The following is a 20,228-nucleotide window of genomic DNA, read 5'->3' as shown; positions in this document are numbered from 1 at the left end:
CGCCAGGGGCGTGGCGGTGCGCGGGCGCAGGACCGCGATCGTCGGCGGACCGTGGAGGACCGGTCCACCTCGTAGACTTGACCGCATGCTCGACTATGTCGACACGGGGCTAAGCGCCAACTCCGTGCCGTACGACGAGGGCCTCGCCCTCCAGCGCGCCGTCCACCAGGCGGTGGTCTCCGGTCAGCGACCGGACACCGTCATCCTCCTCGAACACGACCCGGTGTACACCGCCGGGAAGCGGACCTCGCCCGACGAACGTCCGACCGACGGCACCCCCGTCATCGACGTCGACCGCGGCGGCAAGATCACCTGGCACGGCCCGGGGCAGCTCGTCGGCTACCCGATCCTGCGGCTCGTCGAACCCATCGACGTCGTCGGCTACGTCCGTCGACTCGAGGGCGTGCTTATCGACGTCCTCGCCGGGTTGGGGATCGACGGACGCCGCGTCGAGGGCCGCTCGGGCGTGTGGATCGTCCGTGACGGCGTCGAGGAGAAGATCGCCGCGATCGGCATCCGCGTCGCCGAAAGCGTCACGATGCACGGCTTCGCGCTGAACTGCTCGAACTCGCTCGAGCCGTACTCGAAGATCGTCGCCTGCGGCATCCGCGACGCCGGCGTGACCACGATCTCGCGCGAGCTGGGCCGCACCGTCACGCCGGCCGAGGTCTCCGACACGGTGCGCGAGCGCCTGGATGCGGAGTTCGCACCGGTGGTGGCCGCATGAGCGCCGATCCCGGTGGGCGCCGGATGCTGCGCCTGGAGGTCCGGAACGCGGAGACCCCGATCGAGCGCAAGCCCGAGTGGATCAAGACCCGCGCGAAGATGGGCCCCGAGTACCGGCAGCTGCAGCAGCTGGTCAAGGGCGAGGACCTGCACACGGTCTGCCAGGAGGCGGGCTGCCCGAACATCTACGAGTGCTGGGAGGATCGCGAGGCGACGTTCCTGATCGGCGGGTCGCAGTGCACCCGGCGCTGCGACTTCTGCCAGATCGACACCGGCAAGCCGGCCGACTACGACGTCGACGAGCCCCGTCGCGTCGCGGAGTCGGTGGTCCGGATGCAGCTGCGCTACTCCACCGTCACGGGCGTCGCCCGCGACGACCTGCCCGACGAGGGGGCGTGGCTGTACGCGGAGACGATCCGCCAGATCCACGCCCAGTCCCCCGGCACCGGCGTCGAGATCCTCGTCCCCGACTTCTCGGGCAACCCCGAGCTGCTCGGCGAGGTCTTCTCGGCGCAGCCGGAGGTGTTCGCCCACAACGTCGAGACCGTTCCGCGCATCTTCAAGCGGATCCGACCGGCGTTCCGGTACGAGCGCTCGCTCGACGTGATCACGCAGGGACGCGACGCGGGGCTGATCACGAAGTCGAACCTGATCCTCGGCATGGGCGAGGACCGCGCCGAGGTGACGCAGGCGCTCCGCGACCTGCACGACGCCGGCACCGACATCATCACCATCACGCAGTACCTGCGCCCGAGTCCCCGCCACCTTCCCGTGGCGCGCTGGGTGCGGCCGGAGGAGTTCGTCGAGCTCAAGGCCGAGGCCGAGGAGATCGGATTCCTCGGGGTGCTCGCCGGGCCGCTCGTGCGCTCGTCGTACCGCGCGGGCCGGCTGTGGGCGCAGTCGATGCGGGCGAAGGGTCGCGAGGTCCCGCAGGAGCTCTCGCACCTCGCCGACGCCACGCTCGGCTTCGCGCAGGCCGTCGGCTGAACGTCCGCCCCTCCGATCGCCTCGGCGGTCGGAGGGGCGTTCGGCCGCCGGTATCCTTGAGGGCATGGCACGAACCAAGGACGCCGGGTCCGCTCCCAAGCCCCCGAAGGAGCCCGGCCGCATGAAGCAGATGTGGCAGGTCTTCCAGATGACCCGCCGCCACGATCCCTCGTCCCAGTGGCTCATGCTCCTCGGCTTCCTGCTCCCGGTCGTCGTGGGCCTCGGCCTCGCGCTCTGGTTGAGCGGGGGCAACGGCTTCACGATCGCCCTGTGGGTCGTCGCCGGCGTGCTCGCCGGCCTGCTGGTCGCCCTGGTGATCCTCGGTCGGCGCGCGGAGCGCGCCGCCTACGAGCAGATCGACGGGCAGCCCGGTGCGGTCGGGGCGGTGCTGCGCAGCGGCCTCCGCGGCAGCTGGGTCGGCAACGAGATGCCCATCGCGGTGAACCCGAAGACGCAGGACGCCGTGTACCGCGCCGTCGGCCGCGGTGGCGTGGTGCTGATCAGCGAAGGTCCGCGCTCGCGCACCGACCGGATGCTGAAGGACGAGAAGCGCAAGGTGTCGCGCGTCCTGCCCAACGTGCCGATCGACACGCTCTCGGTCGGGCACGAGGAGGGCTCGGTCGAGCTGTACCGCCTCGCCTCGACCCTGCGCAGGAAGAAGCGGACCCTCACCAAGCCCGAGGTGCTCGCGGTGACGAACCGCCTGAACTCGCTGCAGACCTCGCTGCCGATCCCGAAGGGCATCGACCCGATGCGGGTTCGCCCGCAGCGCGGCCAGATGCGCTGAGCTCGCGCGCGACGCACGGCATCCGCCCTCGGGCGGGTGCCGTGTCGTCGTTCCGGGCCGGATGAGGCGCGCGCCGCGTGGCCGAACGGCGTCAGGCGCGGATGAGGACCGTGCCGGCGACCTTGTCGTGGAACCCGCGCTGGTCGGAGTCCCAGACGAGGGCGGGGACGACGACGACGAGCAGCAGCGTCCGGACGACCGGGCGCCACGGGCCGACCCATCCGCCGCGCACCGGCACGACCCGCAGGCCGAGCAGCCGATGGCCCACGCTGCCGCCGATCGTCGGGATGAACAGGATCTGCATGATCGCGAACACCGCGAGGGTCCACCACGACTGGGGCGTGGACGCGTACGGTCCGGCGAGCAGCGCGATGACGTTCGCGATGGCCCAGTCGACGAGGAGCGCCACGATTCGGCGCCCGACGCGGCCGACCGAACCAGGCCCCTCCTCCGGGAGACCGAGGCGCTCCCCCGGGTAGACGCTCGGCGGGATGTCACCTGGGGCGGTCGCGGGCTCGGGCACCGCACGAGTCTACCGACCGTCCGGCGTGTAACATGCTCGAAACAATCGCGTCACGGCAGGGAAACCCCGTCCGGATAGCGTCGGGAACCGGTCGAACGACTGCGTCCTCGCCCTCTATCTGCCCTTGGAGCCTCGTCACATGTTCAGTGATTCATCCGAAGTCCTCAAGTTCATCAAGGAGACGGACGTCAAGTTCCTCGACATCCGCTTCACCGACCTGCCGGGCGTGCAGCAGCACTTCAACATCCCGGCCTCGACCGTCGACGAGGACTTCTTCACGGTCGGCCAGCTCTTCGACGGCTCCTCGATCCGCGGCTTCGCCTCGATCCACGAGTCCGACATGCAGCTCATCCCCGACGTCTCCACCGCGTACGTCGACCCGTTCCGCGCCGAGCGCACGCTCGTGATGGTCTTCGACATCTACAACCCGCGCAACGGCGAGATCTACGCGAAGGACCCGCGACAGGTCGCGAAGAAGGCCGAGAAGTACCTCGCCTCGACCGGCATCGCCGACACGGCGTTCTTCGCGCCGGAGGCCGAGTTCTACATCTTCGACGACGTCCGCTACGAGGTGAAGCAGAACTCCAGCTTCTACTCGGTGGACTCCAGCGAGGGCGCGTGGAACTCCGGCCGAGTCGAGGAGGGCGGCAACCTCGCCAACAAGACCGCCTACAAGGGCGGCTACTTCCCCGTCTCGCCGGTCGACCAGCACGCCGACCTCCGCGACGACATCGTCGTCAAGCTCATCGAGGTCGGCCTCGAGGTCGAGCGCTCGCACCACGAGGTCGGCACCGCCGGCCAGGGCGAGATCAACTACAAGTTCGACACGATGGTCCACGCCGCGGACGACATCCTGAAGTTCAAGTACATCGTCAAGAACACCGCCAACGAGTGGGGCAAGACGGCCACGTTCATGCCGAAGCCGCTCTTCGGCGACAACGGCTCGGGCATGCACACGCACCAGTCCCTCTGGAACGACGGCAAGCCCCTGTTCTACGACGAGGCCGGCTACGGCGGGCTCTCGGACGTGGCCCGGTGGTACATCGGCGGCATCCTCAAGCACGCGCCGTCGATCCTCGCCTTCACCAACCCCACGGTGAACTCGTATCACCGCCTGGTCCCCGGCTTCGAGGCCCCGGTCAACCTGGTCTACTCGGCCGGCAACCGCTCCGCCGCGATCCGCATCCCGATCACGGGCACGAACCCGAAGGCCAAGCGCATCGAGTTCCGCGCCCCCGACTCGTCGGGCAACCCCTACCTCGCGTTCGCGGCCCAGCTCATGGCCGGCATCGACGGCATCAAGAACCGGATCGAGCCGCACGAGCCGGTCGACAAGGACCTCTACGAGCTCCCCGTCGAGGAGGCCAAGGCGATCCCGCAGGTCCCCGCCACGCTCGACGCCGTGCTCGACGCGCTCGAGGCCGACCACGACTTCCTCCTCGAGGGCGGCGTGTTCACCAAGGAGCTCATCGAGACCTGGATCGACTACAAGCGCGAGAAGGAGCTCAAGCCGCTCGCGCAGCGCCCGCACCCGTTCGAGTACGAGCTGTACTACGGCGTCTGATCGGCTCCTCCCCCGGAGCGATCGAGGGCCCCTGCCGCACGGCAGGGGCCCTCGTCGTGTTCCGGGACGCGCGGAGCCGGGCCGCCCCCGCCGGCGCCGCGGGACGCCGTCGGGCCGGGCGGTGAGCCGACCCCGGGTCGGTCAGCCGGTGGTCGGTTCCCGACGCGGCTGGGCCCCGTAGAACCCGAGTTCGAACACCGCCCGTGCGCGACGCGTGACGGCGAGGTAGTCGTGCTCGAGCGCGCTCGCCGAGCCGGGCGCATAGCCCATGATCCGCGCCACGCCCTCGAGCTGGGTGCGCTCGACGGGGAGCACGTCCGTCGTGCGGTCGAGCCAGAGCGTGAGCGCGGACCGCGCGCGCGAGGCGAAGATCCACGCCGCGCGGAGCGTCTCGGCGTCCTCCGGGTCGATGAGGTCCGCCGCGACGCCCGCAGCGAGGGCGTCGAGCGTCGACGTGGTCCGCAGCGCCGGGACGTCGGCGGCGCGCTCGAGCTGGATCAGCTGCACGTACCACTCGACGTCGCTCAGCGATCCCCTGCCGAGCTTGAGGTGGCGCGTCGGATCGGCACCCTGCGGCAGCCGCTCGTTCTCGACGCGTGCCTTGATGCGCTTGACCTCGCGCACCTCCTGCTCCGAGACGACGCTCGGGTAGCGGACCGTGTCGGCCAGTTCGGTGAAGTCATCGATCAGCGCGCGATCGCCCGCGACCCCGCGGGCGCGCAGCAGCGCCTGCGCCTCCCAGGTGAGCGACCACCTCGCGTAGTACGCACGATAGGCGTCGAGCGATCGCGCGACCACGCCGTTGCGCCCCTCGGGACGCAGCCCCGCGTCGAGCTCGAACGGGAGCCGTGCGTCCTCGCTGATGCGGACGAGCTCGGCGACGATCTTCAGGGCCCGACGATGCGCCGCGTCGGGTTCGGCCCCGGCGGCGCGGTACACGTACAGGATGTCGGCGTCCGAACCGAACCCGAGCTCGCGGCCGCCGAACCGCCCCATCCCGATCACCGCGAACTCGATCCCGTCGTCCTCACGGCGGATGGCGCCGAGCAGGCTCTGCAGGTGCGCCTCGACGACGTCGCTGAGCCCCCGGCCGAGCTCCTCGACCGTGCAGACGCCGAGGAGCGCCGCCAGCGCGAGCCGCAGCACCTCGCGACGCCGCATCGCGCGCAGCACCTTCGCGGCCGCGTCGAGTTCTCCGTGGCGCGCGAGGACGGCATCGCCTTCGTCGCGGAGCGCGGAGTACGGTCGCGGTCGGAGCTCGTCCTCGTCCTCGAGCCAGGCCACCGCCTCCGGGATCCGCTCCATCAGCTCGCCCACGAAGGTGGATCCGGAGAGCACCCGGGTGAGCCGCAGCGCCGCGTCCGACGAGTCGCGCAGCAGCCGGAGGTACCAGTGCGTCGTGCCGAGCGCGTCGCTCACGCGTCGGAACGCGAGCAGGCCGTAGTCGGGATCCGCTCCCTCGGAGAACCACGAGATGAGCACGGGGAGGAGATGGCGCTGGATGGTGGCGCGACGCGAGACACCGGACGTGAGCGCCGCGATGTGCGTGAGCGCGCCGCGCGGGTCGCGGAAGCCGATCGCCGCGAGCCGCGCCGCCGCCTGGTCGCTCGTGAGCTCGAGCCCGTCGGCGGGGAGGCCCGCGACGGCGGAGAGCAGCGGTCGGTAGAACAACCGCTCGTGCAGGCCGCGGACGCGGCGCCGTGTGGCCTGCCAGGCGGCCGTGAGCTCGTCGGCCGAGCGGGCGAGCCCGGTCGCGCGCGCGAGGGCACGTCGGTCGGCCTCGTCGCGGGGCATCAGGTGCGTGCGACGCAGTCGGGCGAGCTGGATCCGATGCTCGAGCACCCGCAGCACACGGTAGTCGCGCGAGAACTCGGCGGATTCCTCCCTGCCCACGTAGCCGTGTTCGGCGAGTGCGGCGAGGGCCGGGAGCGTCCCGGCCTGTCTGATGGCCTCGTCGGTCGAACCATGCACGAGCTGGAGCAGCTGGACGGTGAACTCGATGTCGCGCAGCCCGCCCGGCCCGAGCTTCAGCTGCACGTCCACCTCGTCGGACGGGATGTGGTCGGTCACGCGTTCGCGCATGCGCTGCACGGACTCCACGAATCCCTCGCGCGAGGAGCTCATCCAGACCTTCGGCCCCACGCCCTCGGCGTACCGGTCCCCGAGATCCCGGTCGCCGGCGATCGGCCGGGCCTTCAGCAGCGCCTGGAACTCCCAGCTCTTCGCCCAGCGGTCGTAGTACTGCAGGTGCGACTCGAGCGTGCGCACCAGGGCTCCGTCCTTGCCTTCCGGACGGAGGTTCGGATCCACCTCCCAGAGCGGCGGTTCGATCCCGGGCTCGGCGATGGCGCGCATGAGCGTCACGGCGAGTCGCGTTGCGATGTCGAGGGCGCGCGCGGTCGACGCGGTCTCCTCGTCGGCCGACTCGGCCACGAAGATGACGTCCACGTCGCTGACGTAGTTCAGCTCGCGCGCGCCCGCCTTGCCCATGCCGATGATCGCAAGCCGGGTCGCCTCGACCTGCGCTGCGGCGAAGCGCCCGGGTGCGGCGGGTTCGCCGTCGGTTCGGCCCACGATGCGCCGGGCGAGCTGCAACGCGGCCTCGAGGGCCGCGCCGGCGAGGTCGGCGAGGCCGGCGGCCACCTCGTCGAGCGCGCCGACCGCATCCGCTCGCGTCAGGTCCCAGATCGCCACGCCCGCGAGCAGTCGACGGTAGCGGATCCGGAGTGCGCGTGCGCCGGCCTCCGCGAGCGCCGGACCCGAATCGTCGACCGCGGCGACCACCGCGCCGAGTTCCTCCGCCGCCGTGAGCGGATCGGGCGGCGGCGCGGGCTCGTCGTGCAGGAGGCTCAGCTCGTCGGGATTGCGGAGGAAGAACTCGGCGAACCCGCGGGACGCGCCGAGGAGCCTCGCGGCGCGGCTCCTCGCCGCCTCGTCGCGGAGCAGTTCGTCGACCTGCTCCGGCGCGCGCTCACGCAGTCGCAGGAGCTCGGTGAGCGCATCGTCGGGATCGGCCGCGCCGGCGAGCGACTCGACCAGGGAGGCCGGGTCGATGCCCGCGGCACCGGCGAGTTCGAGCGCGTGTTCCGCGGCCGGCTCGAGGTCGTCGAATCCGGCGCGCGCGAGCGCACCGAGCGTCGGGGCCTGGCGCGTCATCCGGTGCCGTTCGTCAGAGGATCTCGAGGTTGCGCTGCAGCTCGAAGGGCGTCACCTGGGTGCGGTATTCACGCCACTCCGACCGCTTGTTCGCGAGCACGTAGTTGAAGACGTGCTCGCCGAGGGTGTCGGCGACGAGTTCGGACGTCTCCATGTACTCGATCGCGTGGTCGAGGCTCGCGGGCAGCGGCCTGAAGCCGAGCGCGCGACGCTCGCTGTCGGAGAGCGCCCACACATCGTCCTCGGCCTCCGGGGGGAGCTCGTAGCCCTCCTCGATGCCCTTCAGGCCCGCCGCGAGGAGGAGCGAGAACGCGAGGTACGGGTTGGCGGCGGAGTCGATCGCGCGATACTCCACGCGCGCGCTCTGGCCCTTGTTCGGCTTGTACAGCGGCACGCGCACCAGCGCGGAGCGGTTGTTGTGCCCCCAGCAGATGAAGCTCGGCGCCTCGTCGCCGCCCCAGAGCCGCTTGTAGGAGTTCACGAACTGGTTCGTGACGGCGGAGATCTCGTTCGCATGGCGCAGGAGGCCCGCGATGAACTGCCGCCCGATCTTCGAGAGCTGGTACTGCGCGCCCGCCTCGTAGAACGCGTTGGCGTCGCCCTCGAAGAGCGACAGGTGGGTGTGCATCCCCGAGCCCGGCTTGTCGGAGAACGGCTTCGGCATGAACGTCGCGTAGACGCCCTGCTCGATCGCGACCTCCTTCACGACCGTCCGGAAGGTCATGATGTTGTCGGCGGTCGTCAGCGCGTCGGCGTAGCGCAGGTCGATCTCGTTCTGCCCCGGGCCGGCCTCATGGTGGCTGAACTCGACCGAGATGCCGAGGTCCTCGAGCATCCGGACCGACCGGCGACGGAAGTCGTGCGCGGTGCCACCGGGCACGTTGTCGAAGTAGCCCGCCGAGTCGACCGGCTGCGGACCCTCGGCGCCGTACTTGCTCGACTTCAGCAGGTAGAACTCGATCTCGGGGTGCGTGTAGAACGTGAAGCCGGCGTCGGCCGCGCGCGCCAGGGTGCGCTTGAGGACGTTGCGGGGGTCGGCGACCGCCGGCTCGCCGTCCGGCGTGGTGATGTCGCAGAACATGCGCGCCGTCGGGTCGATGTCGCCGCGCCAGGGCAGGGTCTGGAACGTCGTCGGATCCGGGTAGGCGAGCAGGTCGGACTCGAAGGTCCGGCTGAGCCCTTCGATCGCCGAGCCGTCGAAGCCGATGCCCTCGGTGAACGCCCCCTCGACCTCCGCGGGGGCGATCGCGACGGACTTCAGGGTCCCGACCACGTCGGTGAACCAGAGCCTGACGAACTTGACTCCGCGTTCCTCGATCGTCCGGAGAACGAAGTCGCGCTGCTTGTCCATGCACACCCTTCCTCGATGCTCTCAGCGTACTGGGTCGCACCTCCCCGGCCCGTCCGGATGTCCGCCGCCCTGTGCGAGACTGGCGCCATGTCCGACCACGCATCAGGCGGCGCGGAGAGCGCCCCGGAATCCCAGCAGGTTGAGAACCCCTACGGCGGCGCGTCGGTCGCCTCGAGCGGTCCGAAGCGCGTGCGCACCCGCCACTTCCAGACGGCCAAGCGCGACGGCATCAAGATCACCGGCCTCACCAGCTACGACCAGCTCACGGCCCGGATCTTCGACCAGGCCGGCATCGACTTCCTGCTCGTCGGCGACTCGGCCGGCAACAACGTGCTCGGCTACGAGACCACGCTGCCGGTCACGGTCGACGAGCTGATCCCGATGACCCGCGCCGTCGCGGGCGCGGTCGAGCGCGCCTTCGTCGTCGCCGACATGCCCTTCGGTTCGTACGAGAACGGCCCGGACGAGGCGCTGCACACCGCCATCCGATTCATGAAGGAGGCGGGTGCGCACGCGGTCAAGCTCGAGGGCGGCGAACGCAGCCAGAAGCAGATCCGCAGGATCGTCGGCGCCGGGATCCCGGTCATGGCCCACATCGGCTACACCCCGCAGAGCGAGCACGGCCTGGGCGGGCACATCATCCAGGGCCGCGGCGAGGGCGTGAGGCAACTGCTCGCCGACGCGAAGGCGGTCCAGGAGGCCGGGGCGTTCGCGGTCGTGCTCGAGATGGTGCCGGCCGATGCGGCGCGCCAGGTCACCGAGCTCCTCGACATCCCGACGCTCTCGGTCGGGGGCGGGCCGCACTGCGACGGCCAGCTGCTCGTGTGGACCGACTGGGCCGGCCTCACGACCGGCCGGATCCCCCGGTTCGTCAAGCAGTACGCGAACCTGGCGGGCGTGCTCGCGGACGCCGCGAAGGAGTGGCGGGCGGATGTCGCATCCGGCGCCTACCCGACCGAGGAGCACTCGTACTGACGGCTCGGTCGCGCCCGCCCTGCGGAGGAGGCCCGACGGGAGCTCCGCCGGGCACCGCTCACTCCTCTGCGGCCTCCTCCTCGGCCCACTTGGCGCTGTTCGCGCGGAGGATCTCCAGGGCCTGCTCGGCCTCGGCACGCGTCTCGAACGGACCGACGCGCTCGACGGCCGGCGAGACGAACCCCTCCTCGACCTCGCCCGTGTTGAGGTTGTACCAGAACTGATGCTCGACGTCCCTCGACATAAGCTGATCCTATGCCCAAGGACTCCGCCGGCCTCCTGATCCCCGGCCGACGCTCACCCGCGCGCGCCGTCCCGTCCGACATCCCGCGCCCGGAATACGTTGGCCGGACCGCGCCGACGCCGAACACCGGCGGGGATCGGTACACGCCCCAGGAGGTCGAGCGGATCCGCGCCGCCGGCCGGATCGCCGCCGGAGCGATCGCGGCCGCCTCGGAGGCCATCCGCCCCGGGACGACGACCGACGAGCTCGACCGCATCGCGCACGAGTACGTGGTCGCCCACGGCGCCTACCCGTCGACGCTCGGCTACCGGGGGTACCCGAAGTCCTCGTGCACGTCGGTCAACGAGGTCATCTGCCACGGCATCCCCGACGACACCGTCCTCGAGGACGGCGACCTCGTGAACATCGACGTCACCGCGTACCTCGACGGCATGCACGGCGACACGAACGCGACGTTCCTCGTCGGCGAGGCGGACGAGGAGTCCCGCCTGCTCGTCGAGCGCACGCGGGAGGCGCTCGCGCGCAGCATCCGGGCGGTCGCCCCCGGCCGTCAGGTGAACGTCATCGGACGGGCGATCGAGTCGTACGCGAAGCGGTTCGGCTACGGCGTCGTGCGCGACTACACCGGCCACGGCGTCGGTCGCGCCTTCCACACCGGACTCGTCATCCCGCACTTCGACGACCCGAACGCGACCACGGTCCTCGAGCCCGGAATGGTCTTCACGATCGAGCCGATGCTGACCCTCGGCACGATCGAGTGGGACCTCTGGGCCGACGACTGGACGGTCGTGACGCGCGACCGGAGGCTGACCGCGCAGTTCGAGCACACGCTCGTGGTCACGGAGCGCGGTGCCGACATCCTGACGCTCCCCTGACCGCACGCGGCGGCCAGCAGGAGCGCGCGGCCCCGCCCGGTCGCCGTCGCGTCGCGCGATAGGGTGGCGCCATGGCGACCAATCGCGCGATCGGCATCGACATCGGCGGAACGGGCATCAAGGGCGCGGTCGTCGACCTCGGCACCGGCGAGCTCGTGACCGACCGGATCAAGGTCAAGACGCCCGCGGGCGGGCGGCCGGGCGACATCCTCGCCGCCACCGGCGACCTCCTCGCGCAGGTCGCCGACCTGGGCCACACGTCGCTCCCGCTCGGGGTGTGCTTCCCGGCGATCGTGAAGCACGGCCGGACGCTCTCGGCCGCGAACGTCTCGGACGAGTGGATCGGCCTCGACGCCGAGCGGATGTTCGAGCGGGAGCTGCGGAGCGAGATCCACTTCATCAACGACGCGGATGCCGCCGGCTACGCCGAGGCGCAGTTCGGCGCCGCCCGCGACGAGGACGGCCTCGTGATCCTCACGACGCTCGGGACGGGGATCGGCTCGGCGCTCATCTGGGACGGGGTCGTCGTGCCGAACAGCGAGCTCGGCCACCTCGAGATCGACGGACACGACGCGGAGTCGCGCGCGGCGTACTCGGTGATGGAGCGCCAGGGCCTCTCATGGGAGCACTGGGCGAAGCGACTCCAGCGGTACTACTCGCACGTGGAGTTCCTCTTCTCCCCCGACCTGTTCGTCGTCGGCGGCGGCGTGTCCAAGCACCACGAGCACTTCCTGCCGCTGCTGGACCTGAAGACCAGGATCGTGCCGGCGGTCCACCGCAACAACGCAGGGATCCTCGGCGCGGCCGCGCTGGCGGCGAAGTTCTGAGCCGGTCACCGGGAATCCGACCGGGCTGAGGCGAGCGGGCCGGCTGATACGCCGGGTTCTGTTCACCGGGCGCTTGCGCGACACCGGCTGGACGGCCATCTCTCTCGGAGTCACGTCGCCGTGACCCTCCAGCGGCCTACCCGGGAACGGGACGGGCAGCCCCATCGTTCCCTGTCTGGCCTTGCTCCGGACGAGGTTTACCGAGCCGACCGCGTCACCGCGGCCGCTGGTGGGCTCTTACCCCACCGTTTCACCCTTACCGCGGGCCGAGGCCCGTGGCGGTCTGCTTTCTGTGGCACTGTCTCGCGGGTCACCCCGGGTGGGCGTTACCCACCGTCCTGCCCTGCGGAGCCCGGACGTTCCTCGGCGCCCGATCACTCGGGCGACGCGACCGTCTTGCCGACCCGCTCGCCCCTCTAGGCTACCGCCCGGCGAGCGGCCGCGCGCCCACCCGATGGCCGCCCGATCCGACGCGGGAGCCTCGAGCGGTCGACCGGACTCAGAGGCCGGACTCAGAGGCCGGACTCGGCCGTCCGGACGAGGATCCGGTCGCACTCCGGGCACTGCACGACCTCGTCGGGCGCGGCGCGCCGCACGGACTCCAGGTCGCTGCCGGTGAGCGTGATCGTGCAGCCGCCGCACGTGCGCTGCCGGAGCAGCGCGGCGCCCACGCCGCCGCCACGCACCCGGCGGTCCTCGTAGAACCGCAGCAGCTCATCGGGCACCGTTGCCGCGATGGTGCCGCGGTCGCGCTCGGCCTGCTCGCGCTCGGTGCCGAGGCCGCCTGCGGCCTCATCCCGAGCCGCCTCGAGCTCGGCGACCGACGCGGCCAGCTCTGCCCGCTCCCGGTCGAGTTCCGCGACGCGCGACTCGGCCTCCTCGACCTTCTCCATGACGATGAGCTCGGCGTCCTCGAGGTCGCCGAGCCGCTTGCGCAACGAGGCCAGCTCGGCCTCGAGCGCCTGGACGTCCTTCATCGACGACGTGTGCGTGAGGCGATCGCCGTCGCGTGCGATCCGCTTCTCGACGACCTCGACGTCGGACTCGATGCGACCGAGCTCCGTGCGTGTGTCCTCGAGCGTTCCGACCGCCTCCGCTCGCCTGCCGCGCACGCCGGTGTCGCGCTCGGCGAGGGCGGCGAGCTCGGCGGTCTGGGGCAGCGAGCGCAACCGGTGCGCGAGCTGCTGGAGTCGGGTGTCGATGGCCTGGAGGCGGAGCAGCTGCTCCTGGTCTTCGGGACTAGCCTTCACGTGGTGCTCCTCGGGATCGGGGCTGGTATGCGGATCGGGACGGCCGTCACTGGACGACCTGGAAGTCCCACGGGTCGGTGCGGAGCTCGCTCACCGCGACTTCGAGGTCGGCGTGCGCGGCGCGCAACTCGGTCGCCGCGGCATCGAGCCACAGCCATTCGCTCGCCCAGTGCGAGACGTCGAGCAGGGCCGGGCCGCCGCCGAGCAGCGCCTGCTCGCGCGCTTCCGAGGCCGGATGGTGGCGGAGGTCGGCGGTCACGTACGCGTCGGCGCCGCGGACGGCCTCGTGGCCGAGCAGGGAGTCGCCGGCTCCGCCGCAGACGGCGATTGTCTCCACGCGGTCGTCGAAGCCGCCCGCCGCCCGGACGCCGGACGCGGTCGGGGGCAGGATCTCGGCGAGCCTGCGCGCCAGTCGACCCAGCGTCGTCGGCTCGGGGAGTCGTCCGACCCGCCCGAGCCCGCGCGCCGGGTCCGTCGCGCCGGGCACGATCGGCCGGGCGTCGACCAGCCCGAGCCGGTCGGCCAGCACCGCGGAGGTGCCGGTCTCCACGACGTCGGCGTTCGTGTGCGCGCCCACGAGCGCGCAGTCGGCGCGGATGAGCCGCGTGAGCAGCGCGCCCTTGTAGCGGTCCTCCGCGACCGAGGTCACGCCGCGCAGCAGCAGCGGATGGTGCGCGATCACGAGGTCGGCACCGCTCGAGATCGCCTCGTCGACCGTCGCGGCGACGGCATCGACGACCAGGAGCACGCGCGAGACCTCGCGCGACGGGTCGCCGGTCACGAGGCCGGGCGCATCCCACGGCTCCGCTCCGGAGACGGGCCACAGGCGCTCCACGGTCGAGAGGACGTCGGCGAGGCGGACTGGCACGCGCCCCAGCCTACGCCGAACCTCGCGGCGAGCCGGGCCCGCGGTTGCCGCCCGTGTCGGGCCTCATTAGCATCCGCGGCATGACCGACCTCGCGACGTCCGAGCTCATCACCCGCTACTCGGACGTCGTGGTCCGCGGCGGGCTCAACCTCCAGCCCGGCCAGACGCTCGTGGTCCGGGCGCTCGTCGAGCATGCCGGCCTCGTGCGTGCGATCGCCGAGGCCGCCTACGAGGCGGGCGCGCAGCTGGTGGACGTCGAGTACCAGGACGATCACGTGCGCCGATCGGGCATCGTGCACGGCGCGGGTCCGGCCCTCGCGGCCGGGACGGCCCGCGATCGCGCTGCGACCGAACGGCTCGAGGAGCCCGGCCTGGCGTACCTCCGCATCACCGGGAATCCCGAGCCGCACCTGATGGACGACGTCGATGCCGCCGCGGTGGTCGCCGCGAGCCCGGTCGAGCTCGCGGCGCGCGAGCGCGCCGCGCTCATGGCGGGCGGACTCCAGTGGAGCATCGTCGCCGCGCCGAACGCGGGTTGGGCTCGGGCCGTCTACGGCGAGCCCGACGTCGACCGGCTCTGGCAGGCGGTCGGCATCGCGGTCGGCCTCGACTCGGACGACCCGGTCGCCGACTGGCTGGCGCACACCGAACGGCTCCGTCGTCGCGCGGCTGCGGTGGAGGCGCTCGAGCTGACGGCCGTGCGCTATGCGGGCCCGGACACGGACCTGGAGATCGGCCTCGTTCCGGAGTGGCGCTGGCTGGCCGCGACCATGCACACCGCGGCCGGCGTGGAGTTCAGCCCGAACGTCCCCACCGAGGAAGTCTTCACCTCGCCGGATCCGGCGCGCGCCGAGGGCACGGTCGCGACGACCCGACCGTTCCTCCTGCTGCCGAGCGGGGTGCTCGTCGAGGGCCTCACGCTGACGTTCGAACGTGGTCGGATCGTCGACGCGACCGCCGAGCGCGGGCTGGACGCGGTCGTCGCGCAGCTCGACTCCGACCCGAACGCGCGCCGGCTCGGCGAGGTGGCGCTCGTCGACGGAGCGTCCCGGGTGCGTCGCGCCGGGGTGCTCTTCCACGACATGCTCTACGACGAGAACGCGGGGTCGCACATCGCCTGGGGCCAGGGCTTCCCGATGGTCGTGCCCGACGGCGACTCGTCGGTCGGGGTGAACCGCGTCTCCGCCGTGCACACCGATGTCGTGGTCGGCGGTCCCGATGTCTCGATCGCCGGGGTGGCCGGTGACGGCCGGGTGATCCCGATCATCACGGACGACGAGTGGGTCCTGCCCGCCTGACCCGGGGCCGGCGCGTTCACGGTGGGCCCTGCCGGGCTCGAACCGACGACATCCACGGTGTAAGCGTGGCGCTCTACCAACTGAGCTAAAGGCCCTCGCCGCGTTCGGCGGCACTTCGATGGTAGCGGCGACGGACCGCCCCACCGGTCGAACCACGGGTCAGGTGAGCGTCGCCAGGGCCTCGCGATACGCCGAGATCGGCCGCGACTCGCCGGCGGGTGCGGCGAAGGACGCACGGATGACGCCAGTCTCGTCGATCGCGAAGGAGGCGCGTCGCGCGAATCCCGCGTCCTCGTCGAAGGCGCCGTACGCGCGGGCGACCGCGCCGTGCGGCCAGAAGTCCGACACCAGCGCGAGCCTGACGCCCTCGGCCCAGGCACGGAGGGCGTACTTCGCATCCACGGACGCGACGAGCAGGTCGACCTCGGCGCGCTCGAACATCGGCAGCGCGGCATCCAGCTCGTGCAGCTCCCCCGTGCAGACGCGGGAGAACGCGAACGGCACGAAGGCGAGCACGAGGCCGCGGCCCTCGAGGCGTCGCGTCACGCCGAACTGATCCGGCAGCGCGAACTCCGGTGCGCGGGCGCCGGGCGCGAGGATCACGGGGCCTCCACGGGGTGCGGTCTGGACGCGCGCCAGCCTAGCCGGGTCGTGCACCGGCATAGAATCACTAGGATGGCGTGGTGCCCCCCGGACCGTGACCCGGTCTTCGTCGTGCGCACGCACGATTTCCGGGCACGATCTGCTGAAGAGAGAGGTCGAGTGTGACTGTCAACGACCAGGACCCGTACTCGGTCGAGGCGATGGACTCCGATCCGGAGGAGACCACCGAGTGGGCCGAGTCCCTCGACGCGCTCGTCGCCGAGAAGGGCCACCAGCGCGGGCGCGAGATCATGCTCAGCCTGCTCAAGCGCTCCAAGGAGCTGCACCTCGGCGTGCCGATGGTGCCGACCACGGACTACCTGAACACGATCGCCCCCGAGAACGAGCCGGAGTTCCCCGGCGACGAGGAGATCGAGCGCCGGTACCGCGCCTGGATCCGCTGGAACGCCGCGATGCTCGTGCACCGCGCCCAGCGCCCCGGCATCGCGGTCGGCGGGCACATCTCGACCTACGCGTCCTCCGCGGCACTGTACGAGGTCGGCTTCAACCACTTCTTCCGCGGCCAGGACCACCCGGGCGGCGGCGACCAGATCTTCATCCAGGGCCACGCCTCCCCCGGCACCTACGCACGCGCGTTCCTCGAGGGCCGGATGACGACCGACCAGCTCGACGGCTTCCGCCAAGAGAAGTCGCACGCGCCGAACGGCATCTCGTCCTATCCGCATCCGCGCCTGATGCCGGAGTTCTGGCAGTTCCCGACCGTGTCGATGGGGCTGGGCCCGATCAACGCGATCTACCAGGCGCAGGCCAACAAGTACCTCACCAACCGCGGCATCAAGGACGCCTCCGACCAGCACGTCTGGGCGTTCCTCGGCGACGGCGAGATGGACGAGGTCGAGAGCCGCGGCCAGCTCCAGGTCGCCGCGAACGAGGGCCTGGACAACCTGACCTTCGTCATCAACTGCAACCTGCAGCGACTCGACGGCCCCGTGCGCGGCAACGGCAAGATCATCCAGGAGCTCGAGAGCTACTTCCGCGGGGCGGGCTGGAACGTCATCAAGGTGGTCTGGGGCCGCGAGTGGGACGACCTGCTCGCGCGCGACCAGGACGGCGCGCTGCGCAACCTGATGAACGTCACCCCGGACGGCGACTACCAGACCTACAAGGCGGAGTCGGGCGCCTACGTGCGCGAGAACTTCTTCGGACGCGACCCGCGGGCGCTCGAGCTCGTGAAGGACCTCTCCGACGAGCAGATCTGGAACCTCAAGCGAGGCGGCCACGACTACCGCAAGGTGTACGCGGCGTTCAAGGCGGCCACCGAGCACAAGGGCCAGCCGACCGTCATCCTCGCCAAGACGATCAAGGGCTACGGCCTCGGACCGGCGTTCGAGGGACGCAACGCGACCCACCAGATGAAGAAGATGACGCTGGACAACCTGAAGACCTTCAGGGACACCATGCGCATCCCGATCTCCGACGCGCAGCTCGAGGAGAACCCCTACCTCCCGCCGTACTACCACCCGGGCGAGGACGACGAGGCGATCCGGTACCTGCACGACAAGCGCCGCGCGCTCGGCGGCTACCTGCCCGAGCGCCGCACCGGCCACACCGCGATCTCCATCCCGGACGACTCGGCCTACGCGATCGCGAAGAAGGGCTCGGGCCACCAGGAGGTCGCGACGACCATGGCGTTCGTCCGGCTCCTGAAGGACCTCATGCGGTCCAAGGACTTCGGCAACCGCATCGTCCCGATCATCCCCGACGAGGCCCGCACCTTCGGCATGGACGCGTTCTTCCCGAACGCGAAGATCTACAATCCGATGGGCCAGCACTACACCTCGGTGGACCGCGAGCTGCTCCTGGCCTACAAGGAGAGCCCCCAGGGCCAGATCGTGCACGTGGGCATCAACGAGGCGGGCGCGCTCGCCGCGTTCACCGCGATCGGCACCTCGTACTCGACGCAGGGCGAGCCGCTGATCCCGATCTACGTCTTCTACTCGATGTTCGGCTTCCAGCGCACGGGCGACGCGATCTGGGCCGCGGGCGACCAGATGGCGCGCGGCTTCATGATCGGCGCGACCGCCGGGCGCACGACCCTGACCGGTGAGGGCCTGCAGCACGCCGACGGGCACTCGCCGCTGCTCGCGGCGACGAACCCGGCCGTGGTCTCGTACGACCCCGCCTACGGGTACGAGATCGGGCACATCGTGCGTGCGGGCCTGGACCGCATGTACGGCGGTTCGCACCCCGACCCGAACGTCATGTACTACCTCACCGTGTACAACGAGCCGCTCGTGCAGCCCGCCGAGCCGGAGGGAGTCGACGTCGAGGGCATCGTGCGCGGCATCCACCGGGTCGCGACCGGTTCGGGCGAGGGTCCGCGTGCGCAGCTGCTCGCCTCGGGCGTGGCGCTGCCCTGGATCCTCGAGGCGCAGCAGCTCCTCGCGCAGGACTGGGGCGTGTCGGCCGACGTCTGGTCGGTGACGAGCTGGAACGAGCTCGCCCGCGACGGCATGGCCGCCGACGAGCACAACTTCCTGAACCCGGACGCCGAGCGACAGGTGCCCTACCTCTCGCAGAAGCTCGCGGACGCGCAGGGCCCGTTCGTGGCGGTCAGCGACTACATGCACGCCGTGCAGGAGCAGATCCGCCCGTACGTCCCGGGCGAGTACGCGACGCTCGGCGCCGACGGCTTCGGCTTCTCGGACACGCGCCCGGCCGCACGCCGGTTCTTCAAGATCGACGGGCCGTCGGTGGTCGTGCGGACCCTCCAGGTGCTCGCCGAGCGCGGCGAGGTCGACCGCTCGGTCGTCGGCCAGGCGATCGAGCGATACCGGCTGCACGACGTGAACGCGGGGACGACCGGCAACGCCGGCGGCGAGAGCTAGCAGGCATCCAGACGGTGGCAGCGAAGCCCAGGACCAAGGCGGAGACGCTCGCGTGGTTGCGGACCATCGCGGGCGAGCTCTCGACCCAGACGCTGAAGCGCCTGGAGGACACCCTGCCCTGGTACGGGGACATGCCGCCGAGCCGCCGCTCGGCGGTCGGGCTCGTCGCCCAGGCGGGCATCACGTCCTTCATCGCCTGGTTCGACGACCCGAGGTCGACCCCGTGGATCGCGGCCGACGTCTTCGGGGCGGCGCCGCGCGAGCTCCTGCGCTCGGTCAGCCTGCAGCAGACGCTGCAGTTGATCCGGGTCACGGTCGAGGTCGTCGAGGAGCGCGTCAAGGACGGCGGTGAGCCGCTGCGCGAGGCGATCCTCCTGTACTCGCGTGAGATCGCGTTCGCGGCGGCCGATGTGTACGCTCGCGCCGCCGAGGCGCGCGGACTCTGGGACGCGCGCCTCGAGGCGCTGGTGGTCGACTCGATCCTCTCCGGAGAGTACGACGACGAGCTGCCGAGCCGGATCGCCGCACTCGGATGGCACGGGCACGGCGAGGTCGCCGTGCTCGTCGGAACCGCGCCGAAGCTGTTCGACGTCGACCAGGTGCGCCGCGCCGCACGGCACATGCAGGCCGACGTCCTCGTGGGCGTGCAGGGCAACCGGCTCGTGGTGGTGATCGGTCGGGCCGAGCCGCGGAGCGCCGAGTCCGAGGAGACCGTGGGCACCGCATCCGCGCTGACCTTCCTCGAGATCGCCGCGCAGCTCGAGCCCCACTTCGGCCCGGGCCACCTCGTCCTCGGGCACGAGGTGCCGAACCTCGTGGACGCCTCGAAGAGCGCGAAGGCCGCGCTCGCCGGCTTCGCGGTGGCCCGCTCGTGGCGCCACGCCCCGCGTCCCGTGCATGCCGACGACCTGCTCCCCGAGCGGGCGCTCGCCGGCGACCCGCTCGCCCGCGCCACGCTGGTGCACCGGATCTACCGGCCGCTGCAGGCGCACTCCACCGAGCTGCTCACCACGCTCTGGAGCTACCTCGACAACGGCCGCTCGCTCGAGGCGACGGCGCGCGAGCTCTTCGTGCACCCGAACACCGTGCGCTACCGCCTGAAGCGCGTCTCCGACGTCATCGGCTGGGATGCGACCGGCGCCCGGGAGGCGCTCATCCTCCAGTCGGCCCTCATCATCGGGTCGATGAGCGACCACGAGTCCGTCCCGCGACGACGGCCCTCGTCCTGAGCCGCGTCTGTACCGACGCGACAAGGCTCCAGCGCATACCTTGTGGCGAGTACACACACACGACCCTCGGCGGATTG

At 71.3% G+C, this 20,228-nt stretch carries 17 protein-coding genes, 1 tRNA gene and 1 other RNA gene; 10 read left to right on the top strand and 9 right to left on the bottom strand.

From position 1 onward, the window contains the following. Window positions 1-85 precede the first annotated feature (85 nt). The 3 genes from lipB (at window position 86) to ABME01_RS08955 (ending at window position 2,500) form a co-directional block, all read left to right on the top strand. The gene (lipB, locus tag ABME01_RS08965) at window positions 86-727 is read left to right on the top strand and encodes a lipoyl(octanoyl) transferase LipB (RefSeq protein ID WP_353828047.1); all 642 of its coding nucleotides are present in this window, start codon (window positions 86-88) and stop codon (window positions 725-727) included. Further along, entirely contained in the window at window positions 724-1,713 is a 990-nt protein-coding gene (gene lipA / locus ABME01_RS08960; protein WP_353828046.1) for a lipoyl synthase, read from the top strand. Before lipB ends, lipA begins: the two co-directional genes overlap by 4 nt. Before the next feature lie 64 nt (window positions 1,714-1,777). Next, a complete protein-coding gene (locus ABME01_RS08955) occupies window positions 1,778-2,500 on the top strand; it encodes a DUF4191 domain-containing protein (RefSeq protein ID WP_353828045.1) in 723 nt (240 codons plus the stop codon). A 91-nt stretch (window positions 2,501-2,591) separates the two neighbouring features. Here ABME01_RS08955 and ABME01_RS08950 read toward each other — a convergent pair whose 3' ends face one another. Then, window positions 2,592-3,023, bottom strand: a complete 432-nt coding sequence (locus ABME01_RS08950) for an RDD family protein (RefSeq protein ID WP_353828044.1) — start codon at window positions 3,021-3,023, stop codon at window positions 2,592-2,594. Window positions 3,024-3,162: 139 nt separating this feature from the next. Here ABME01_RS08950 and glnA (ABME01_RS08945) point away from each other — a divergent pair, with 139 nt between their 5' ends. Beyond that, on the top strand, window positions 3,163-4,587 hold the full coding sequence (gene glnA / locus ABME01_RS08945; protein WP_353828043.1) for a type I glutamate--ammonia ligase: 1,425 nt from the start codon (window positions 3,163-3,165) through the stop codon (window positions 4,585-4,587). A 141-nt stretch (window positions 4,588-4,728) separates the two neighbouring features. Here the strand turns inward: glnA (ABME01_RS08945) and ABME01_RS08940 are convergent, their stop codons facing one another. Then, the gene (locus ABME01_RS08940; protein WP_353828042.1) at window positions 4,729-7,743 is read right to left on the bottom strand and encodes a bifunctional [glutamine synthetase] adenylyltransferase/[glutamine synthetase]-adenylyl-L-tyrosine phosphorylase; all 3,015 of its coding nucleotides are present in this window, start codon (window positions 7,741-7,743) and stop codon (window positions 4,729-4,731) included. A 13-nt stretch (window positions 7,744-7,756) separates the two neighbouring features. After that, window positions 7,757-9,094 (bottom strand): type I glutamate--ammonia ligase, encoded by a 1,338-nt coding sequence (gene glnA / locus ABME01_RS08935; RefSeq protein WP_353828041.1) that lies wholly within the window; start codon window positions 9,092-9,094, stop codon window positions 7,757-7,759. Window positions 9,095-9,181: 87 nt separating this feature from the next. Here glnA (ABME01_RS08935) and panB point away from each other — a divergent pair, with 87 nt between their 5' ends. Continuing rightward, window positions 9,182-10,069 (top strand): 3-methyl-2-oxobutanoate hydroxymethyltransferase, encoded by an 888-nt coding sequence (gene panB / locus ABME01_RS08930; protein WP_353828040.1) that lies wholly within the window; start codon window positions 9,182-9,184, stop codon window positions 10,067-10,069. 58 nt (window positions 10,070-10,127) lie between these two features. Here the strand turns inward: panB and ABME01_RS08925 are convergent, their stop codons facing one another. Next, window positions 10,128-10,313, bottom strand: coding sequence for an SPOR domain-containing protein (locus tag ABME01_RS08925; protein ID WP_353828039.1), 186 nt, complete (start codon window positions 10,311-10,313; stop codon window positions 10,128-10,130). 11 nt (window positions 10,314-10,324) lie between these two features. Between ABME01_RS08925 and map the strand changes: the two genes are divergently transcribed. Together map and ppgK are read left to right on the top strand one after the other, a co-directional pair. Continuing rightward, window positions 10,325-11,188 (top strand): type I methionyl aminopeptidase, encoded by an 864-nt coding sequence (gene map, locus ABME01_RS08920; RefSeq protein WP_353828038.1) that lies wholly within the window; start codon window positions 10,325-10,327, stop codon window positions 11,186-11,188. 71 nt (window positions 11,189-11,259) lie between these two features. After that, entirely contained in the window at window positions 11,260-12,015 is a 756-nt protein-coding gene (gene ppgK / locus ABME01_RS08915; RefSeq protein WP_353828037.1) for a polyphosphate--glucose phosphotransferase, read from the top strand. Between the two features lie 31 nt (window positions 12,016-12,046). On the opposite strand, the gene rnpB is transcribed toward ppgK, so the two are convergent. The 3 genes from rnpB to ABME01_RS08900 form a co-directional block, all read right to left on the bottom strand. Next, window positions 12,047-12,422, bottom strand: an RNA gene (gene rnpB, locus ABME01_RS08910) — RNase P RNA component class A. Between the two features lie 105 nt (window positions 12,423-12,527). Beyond that, window positions 12,528-13,265, bottom strand: coding sequence for a zinc ribbon domain-containing protein (locus ABME01_RS08905; protein WP_353828036.1), 738 nt, complete (start codon window positions 13,263-13,265; stop codon window positions 12,528-12,530). Window positions 13,266-13,311: 46 nt separating this feature from the next. Continuing rightward, window positions 13,312-14,133, bottom strand: a complete 822-nt coding sequence (locus tag ABME01_RS08900) for a Nif3-like dinuclear metal center hexameric protein (RefSeq protein WP_353828035.1) — start codon at window positions 14,131-14,133, stop codon at window positions 13,312-13,314. Window positions 14,134-14,213: 80 nt separating this feature from the next. On the opposite strand from ABME01_RS08900, the gene ABME01_RS08895 reads away from it, so the two are divergent. Next, window positions 14,214-15,431: an aminopeptidase gene (locus tag ABME01_RS08895; protein ID WP_353828034.1), complete on the top strand. Its 1,218-nt coding sequence runs from the start codon at window positions 14,214-14,216 to the stop codon at window positions 15,429-15,431. 22 nt (window positions 15,432-15,453) lie between these two features. Here the strand turns inward: ABME01_RS08895 and ABME01_RS08890 are convergent. Together ABME01_RS08890 and ABME01_RS08885 are read right to left on the bottom strand one after the other, a co-directional pair. Further along, window positions 15,454-15,526 (bottom strand) — tRNA-Val (locus ABME01_RS08890). Window positions 15,527-15,590: 64 nt separating this feature from the next. Then, entirely contained in the window at window positions 15,591-16,034 is a 444-nt protein-coding gene (locus ABME01_RS08885) for a redoxin domain-containing protein (protein WP_353828033.1), read from the bottom strand. Between the two features lie 161 nt (window positions 16,035-16,195). On the opposite strand from ABME01_RS08885, the gene aceE reads away from it, so the two are divergent. Then, a complete protein-coding gene (gene aceE, locus ABME01_RS08880) occupies window positions 16,196-18,922 on the top strand; it encodes a pyruvate dehydrogenase (acetyl-transferring), homodimeric type (RefSeq protein WP_353828032.1) in 2,727 nt (908 codons plus the stop codon). A gap of 14 nt (window positions 18,923-18,936) precedes the next feature. Next, window positions 18,937-20,151 carry a PucR family transcriptional regulator gene (locus ABME01_RS08875; protein WP_353828031.1) on the top strand — a complete coding sequence of 405 codons (1,215 nt, stop codon included), beginning with the start codon at window positions 18,937-18,939 and terminating at the stop codon, window positions 20,149-20,151. Window positions 20,152-20,228: the final 77 nt, after the last annotated feature.

This window comes from Agromyces litoreus (assembly GCF_040496015.1).
Lineage (GTDB): Bacteria > Actinomycetota > Actinomycetes > Actinomycetales > Microbacteriaceae > Agromyces > Agromyces litoreus.
This window is presented reverse-complemented; position numbering and strand designations above follow the sequence as displayed.